This is a genomic window from Paenibacillus mesotrionivorans, from assembly GCF_046098205.1.
GTDB lineage: Bacteria > Bacillota > Bacilli > Paenibacillales > NBRC-103111 > Paenibacillus_AR > Paenibacillus_AR mesotrionivorans.
Genome location: NZ_JBJURJ010000018.1, coordinates 178,189 through 184,738 on the forward strand (window position 1 = coordinate 178,189; position 6,550 = coordinate 184,738).

The 6,550-nt window shown below is 53.3% G+C and carries 6 protein-coding genes and 1 pseudogene; all 7 read left to right on the top strand.

The features are described from left to right. Positions 1-34: 34 nt before the first annotated feature. Positions 35-1,525 (top strand): stalk domain-containing protein, encoded by a 1,491-nt coding sequence (locus tag ACI1P1_RS24590; protein ID WP_416219105.1) that lies wholly within the window; start codon positions 35-37, stop codon positions 1,523-1,525. A gap of 26 nt (positions 1,526-1,551) precedes the next feature. Beyond that, positions 1,552-2,475, top strand: a complete 924-nt coding sequence (locus ACI1P1_RS24595; RefSeq protein ID WP_416219106.1) for an N-acetylmuramoyl-L-alanine amidase — start codon at positions 1,552-1,554, stop codon at positions 2,473-2,475. A gap of 183 nt (positions 2,476-2,658) precedes the next feature. Continuing rightward, positions 2,659-3,450, top strand: a complete 792-nt coding sequence (locus ACI1P1_RS24600) for a ZIP family metal transporter (RefSeq protein WP_416219107.1) — start codon at positions 2,659-2,661, stop codon at positions 3,448-3,450. Between the two features lie 57 nt (positions 3,451-3,507). Continuing rightward, positions 3,508-4,101 carry an MSMEG_1061 family FMN-dependent PPOX-type flavoprotein gene (locus ACI1P1_RS24605; RefSeq protein ID WP_416219108.1) on the top strand — a complete coding sequence of 198 codons (594 nt, stop codon included), beginning with the start codon at positions 3,508-3,510 and terminating at the stop codon, positions 4,099-4,101. Positions 4,102-4,534: 433 nt separating this feature from the next. Beyond that, positions 4,535-5,212, top strand: a complete 678-nt coding sequence (gene pnuC / locus ACI1P1_RS24610; RefSeq protein WP_416219109.1) for a nicotinamide riboside transporter PnuC — start codon at positions 4,535-4,537, stop codon at positions 5,210-5,212. Continuing rightward, the gene (locus ACI1P1_RS24615; RefSeq protein WP_416219110.1) at positions 5,209-6,213 is read left to right on the top strand and encodes an AAA family ATPase; all 1,005 of its coding nucleotides are present in this window, start codon (positions 5,209-5,211) and stop codon (positions 6,211-6,213) included. The genes pnuC and ACI1P1_RS24615 overlap by 4 nt, the downstream gene beginning before the upstream one ends. Positions 6,214-6,367: 154 nt before the next feature. Then, positions 6,368-6,550: pseudogene (locus tag ACI1P1_RS24620) on the top strand (IS110 family RNA-guided transposase); the annotation flags it as partial.

Sequence of the window (6,550 nt, forward strand, 5' to 3'; positions counted from 1 at the left end):
CGGTAGACAACCATTGAAGGGCGGAAACGGATGTATGGGCAAGAAGGGAATGGCTTTATTGATTAGCTGTATGATGCTGCCGGGTTTATTTGCGCCTCCAGGAGTGGCAGCCGCCTCCGAAGCACCCATTGTATTGAAGCTGAACGATGTGAATGCGGCTGTAGGGGAGAAATCCTATCTGCTGCAGAGCGCACCCGTGCTGGTGAACGATGTAACTATGGTGCCGCTCCGGTTTATTGGAGATGCCCTGGGAGCCTCTACGGCCTGGAACGGGGATACGCAAACGGTAACCCTGACCGGTTCCGGTACAACCATTGAGCTCAGCATCGGGGAAAAGGTGGCGCTGGTCAATAACCTGCAGGTTACAATGGAGCAGCCGGCCGCCATTATGCACGATACCACGATGGTGCCCTTACGGTTCCTTGCGGAAGCCTTGGGACAAACCGTGACATTCCATCCGGAGCTGCAAACCATCACCTTGTCCAAACCCGCATCCGCCACCACCCCCGCAGTCACACCTTCAGTACCCGCCATCCCTACGGTGGATAACCTGGTTCCGGATCCGGAGGCAGGCAAACGAATCCCTTTTGCCACACAGCTGATCGACGTAGCCGTAGATCAAAAGGGTTACGTATATTCTCTTCAGAAGGATCCCAACACGGGTTATGTGGTGAAAAAAGTTGACCCGGAAACCGGACGTTTCCAAATCGTGTTCCAGATTGATGCCAAATTAAATTTTGAATACGATGACCTGCTCTTCAATAGCTACTTTATGGGGGGGCCGGTAAATAAAAAAACCTTCATTTATGCAGAGTTTCATCCGACCCGGCTTTACTACAGCCATAGTCTGGACCGTATGTATATATTGGACGGCGGGATCGCCTATTCCTTGGAGCCGGAGGTGAAGCTGGAAACCCATCCGTTCACACTGCGCGCTATGCTTCCTTATGATGTAGACTATGTAGGCGTCAAGATGGGACAGGCCTTTTTCTCCTCCATGTTTGAGACAGTGGATGGGGAAACCTTCTACTTGGAGGGCGACCGGGCGATTTATTCCAGCCGTAGAGGCGGCGGTACTGAATTTGTAACCAAAACCTTTATCGAACCGAACAGTGAGCTGACATCTGCGGTCAAAGACAACGCCATTTATACCTATGAAATGAGTACCGGTGCCATATCCGTGCTGAAGGATTCGAGCCTCAAGCGGTTAGCGGCGGCTCCCGTAGCAGGCGCATTAAGCTGTATTGGAGAAAACGGGAATTTCTATGTAATGACTACGGATAACATATATAAAATCACGGTGGACGGGGAAGTCTCCACATTGGTGGATACCAAGAAGCTTCACTTTAACAAGGGGCTGTATAAAGGAAAAGGCAAGGAATATGGCACTCTTGAAGGGGCTGACCCTGCCGGGCTTACCTTCTATACATACACCCGCTTTACTGTTGATCAAAAGGACAATGTTATTCTAATCGACCAGACCAGCAGAATGATCCGGAGAATTAATCTAACCCAGGGAGAGTAGCTTTGGCTGCAGAAGGGAGAAAGAAGATGGGAACCACCACCAGGCATTTTACAGGATATGCCCATTTGATTCTTGCGATGGTACTGATGGTCACCTTGTTTCCTATAACGGCAGAAGCCAAACCCGGGAATCAACAGACGGTGTGTGTGGACCCCGGCCACCAGCAGTATGGCAATAACACCCTGGAGCCGGTGTCCCCGGAATCCAAGGAGATGAAGGCCAAGGTCAGCTCCGGTACCCGTGGCGTGAAGACGAAGAAGCCGGAATACGTGCTAACCCTGGAGGCTTCTGTGCTGCTGAAGGAGAAGCTGGAGGCCTTCGGCTACCAGGTGGTGATGACCCGGGATTCCCATGATGTGGACATCTCCAATGTGGAGCGGGCTCAAATGTGCAACGTGGCCGAAGCGGATCTGGCCGTGCGCATCCATGCCGACGGGGCCGATTCCTCGAAGGTCCAAGGAATTTCGCTTTTGTATCCGGCGTGGACGGAGGAAAATGGCGAGGTGTTTAACCGGAGCAAGGAGGCAGCCGGAATCATACTCCGCCAGGCGGTGGATGCCACAGGGGCTGTTTCCAGAGGAACCGTGCCCCGTTCGGATCTTACCGGCTTCAATTGGTCCACAGTGCCCTCCGTTCTGGTGGAGATGGGCTTTATGACCAACCCGGAGGAGGACCGGAGGCTGTCCGATTCGGATTATCTGGACCGATTGGCTGAAGGCATAGCCGAGGGCATTAATCTATCCCTCGCCGTTCCAACGGATGATGTGGAGGTTGCGGGAGAATATACTCTGGACTTGTCCGGCCATACCCAGCTGTATACCTATTCCGACGGCAAAATGGTTCGCACCCGCTATGCGCTTTCGCCCCAGACGGTAGGCGCCACTGCCCAAAAAGGAAGCTGGGCCAAGATAAATACCTGGGTAGGCGGGCTTTGGGTGCACATGGAGTAGGGCTGACAAATAAGGAGACATCCTATAAAAGACAAGGCATCCGGAGAGGATGCTTTTCTCTTTTATAGAGGGACTGGACGCAGGTTGGTTGGTATGTCCGGCTGCATGGCCGAATAAGCTTCGTATGAACGGCAAGTGTGCTATAATGCTGGTGTTACAACCTTGTACGGATAGGGTGAGAATATGGCGGAATCGTTGATTTGGGCAGCAAGCGGAACAGGTTTCACCTTTCTGATGACAACTCTGGGAGCGGCGATGGTCTTCCTCTTCCACAAAACCATGAGCGGGAAAGTGCAGAAGATATTCCTCGGCTTTGCAGCGGGGGTTATGATTGCGGCATCGGTATGGAGCCTTCTCATCCCGGCCATTGAAGCAGCGGAGGCCAGCGGGCAAATAGGCTGGATTCCCGCAGCCGGCGGATTTGTATTGGGGATTTTCTTCCTGTACGGACTAGATCTGCTTATTCCCCATCTTCATCCCTCAGGCAGCAAGCCAGAGGGGATGTCCACCTCCATGAAGCGCACCTCCTTGCTGGTATTGGCGGTGACCCTGCATAATATCCCCGAGGGAATGGCGGTGGGGCTCTCCTTTGCTTTGGCTGCGCAGCAGGGAGATACGGCTTCCTATGCCTCCGCTCTGGCGCTGGCCATCGGCATCGGCATCCAGAACTTCCCCGAGGGGGCGGCTATATCGCTGCCGCTGCGCCAGGAGGGGATGAGCACCCGGCGGGCTTTTGCCATGGGCAGCATGTCCGGCATTGTGGAGCCGATCTTCGGCATTTTGGCCGTGCTGGTGGCCGCTATTATTATGCCGTATATGCCGTGGCTGCTGGCTTTTGCCGCAGGTGCCATGATGTATGTGGTGGTGGAGGAGCTGATCCCGGAGGCCCACTTGGGAGAACACTCCAACATCGGGACGTTCGGTGTGATGGGCGGCTTTCTGGTGATGATGATTTTGGACGTGGCGTTGGGTTAACGGGGACCGGAAGCTTGAGAATATGGAATACTGCTCGAAGAAAAGGAGCTGTTTGCAATGGATAGACTGGAGGTTCAGTCCTGTACGGTCCAATCTCTGGAGGAACTGCGGGAATTGGTGGGGCCCCCCCATGAAGCCGTCGTCAAAAAAAGCATAGGATTGATCAGCGAAGAGGCTAAAGGCTTTATCTCGCAGTCTCCTATGATGTTTCTATCCACCTCCAGCGGGGACGGGGCTTGTGACGTTTCCCCGCGCGGCGATGCACCCGGATTTGTCCATGTGGCCAACCCGCAGCAGCTGGTTATTCCGGAGCGGCCCGGCAACAAGCGGGTGGACTCCTTATGCAATATTCTCGAGAACCCCCATGTGGGGCTGCTGTTTCTTATTCCCGGCATGGAAGAGGTGCTGCGGGTTAACGGACGTGCCACGGTGATTAAGGAGCACCCGGTACTGGAGCTGCTGAAGCTGAAAGGCAAAGCGCCCCTGCTCGGGATTGTGGTGGAGGTGGAGGAGTGTTTTATCCACTGTCCCCGTGCGTTGAAGCATTCCGGCATCTGGGAACAAGATAGCTGGCCGGCCAAGGAGCAGCTTCCGTCCTCCATGGATATTTTCCAATCCCACCTGAAGATAAGCGGTTATACCCGGGAGTAGCAGCGGTGCGGGTAAGAGGCACCGGAACGAGAAACTTTCCATTTGTTTGCCCTGTTGAGTAAGATGACCATGCCAAACCCTGCTTTCCTTCATACACCATCCCATACGCTTGATCTATACCGCTGCTTGCAGCGGTTTTTTGCGTAGGGAGCTGCTGCTGAGGCGGACTGAGGAGCCTCTATTTGGTTAAAATTCAGTGTTTTGTCCTTTTTACGGACAGAGGAGTCGTTATTTTGTGGAAATAGCGGCTCCTGTGTCCGCAAGATTCGCCAAAGCCCCTTATTATAAAAAATAGCGGATTGTGGGTCCGATAGCTGATAAAAAGGAATAAAATCACTTGAAATCGGCGCAACCACCTGTTATTATTGATATTAACAAAATGTTATTAACATAATATAATAAACAAACGAGCAACAAAAGGAGGCAAACAGCTATGAAAACATATGCGGGTGGCTGGAATTTATACGAACTGGTTTGGTTAAGCTTATTCTCCGGTATGGCCATTGTGCTGACCGTCCTTATGAAGGATACGCTGTTTGGTTTTACGGTGTTTCTTACCGGTGTGCTCTGTGTGGTGCTGGCCGCCAAGGGCAACCTGATGACCTACGTTTTCGGTATGTACAATACCTTGGGTTATGCCTACTTGGCCTGGGGGAACGGTTTGTTCGGAGAGGTGGGGCTGAATCTGCTGTTTTTCGTCCCTATGAATATTATCGGTTTTGTGATGTGGAAGAATCACCGCCAAGGCGGCAAATTAACCATGCTGCAGCTGAATAAACGCGGTCTTCTGCTGGTGGCTGCTGTGTGTGCGGCGGGGAGTGTGGCGCTGGGCTTCGGATTATCCCTGATCGAGGCGCAGAACTCGCCTTATATCGATGCCACCACCACCGTGCTGTCTGTTATGGCAACCTTGCTGATGGTGAAGCGGTATAAAGAGCAATGGCTGGTTTATATTGTATTGAATATGTTTACTGTTCTGTTGTGGGCCATCCGTACCGCGGAGGGAAGCCCGGACGGAGGGATGATGATCATCATGTGGAGCGCTTATCTGATCAATGCGCTGTACGGCTATTATACGTGGAACAAAGGGGCGAAGGAGGCGCTGCAATGAAAACGCTGGGACTTACACTGGGGAAATTTGCGCCCTTGCACAAGGGGCATCAATATATGATTGAAACGGCGCTGCAGGAGGTGGATGAGCTGATCGTGGTCATCTACGATACCCCGGTGATGCCGGTGCCGCTGCATATCCGGGCGGGGTGGATCCGGCAGCTTTATCCGCAGGTGCGGGTCATCGAGGCCTGGGACGGCCCGGATGGATATTCCGACGACCGGGAGCACGAAATCCGGGAGGAGCAGTATATCCTCGGGCTGCTGAACGGAGAGCAGGTGACTCATTTTTACTCCAGTGAATTTTACGGCGATCATATGAGCCGCGCCTTGGGAGCGGTGGACCGGCGGGTGGATGAGCCACGGGGCCAGGTGCCCGTATCCGCCACTATGATCCGCTCCGATCCGTACCGGTACCGGGAGTTTGTCAGCGATATTGTATACCGCGACTTAATTACGAAGGTGGTGTTTGTGGGAGCCATGTCCACCGGCAAGTCCACCCTGACGGTGGCGTTGGCGCAGAAGTACAACACCACCTTCGCCAGTGAATATGGTCGGGATTATTGGACGGAGCATCAGGTGGACAGAAGAATCGGCCTGGAAGCCTTCGACGAGATTGCCGTGGGGCATCTGGAGCGGGAGGAGCAGGCACTGCTGAAGGCTAACCGCTATTTGTTTGTGGATACCAACGCCATCACCACCTATATGTTTGCCTTGGATTACCATGGGAGGGCGCCGGAGTTGTTGACCCGGCTGGCGCTGGAGAACGCGAAGCGGTACGACCTGTTTTTCCTGTGCGACGACGATATTCCCTATGACGATACCTGGGATCGCAGCGGCGAGCAGAAGCGGAGCGTCTTCCACAAGCAGATTATCGCCGACCTGAAGGAGCGCCGGATTCCCTACATTACCCTGAGAGGGAGTCTGGAGGAGCGGATAAGGAAGGTCGATGAGGTGCTGGCCCGCTTCCAGCCGTTCAGCAACTTTTTCGGGGAGGGCTGAGGCGCTTTTGCAAGATCGTACGTGGATGGGTGAAGGATTCTAGCTAAGATGAACGTAAACAAAGGGCAGCCCTCCAAATTGCTACTGTCGTAGGTTAAAATGGAAAGTGACCACCACCCATTTCAGAGCTACATAGCAAAGGAGAGCTGTTACTATGCATTCTACCACAAAATTTATCGGTTTGGATGTCTCGAAAGAAACCATCGCCGTTGCCATTGCTGAAGTCGGCCAAGAAGCTCCCCGGTATTATGGAAGTATTGCGCATACGCCTGCTGCGTTACGAAAACTCATCCGTGCTCTGGGCTCCGTCGAAACCCTTTCTTTTTGTTATGAGGCG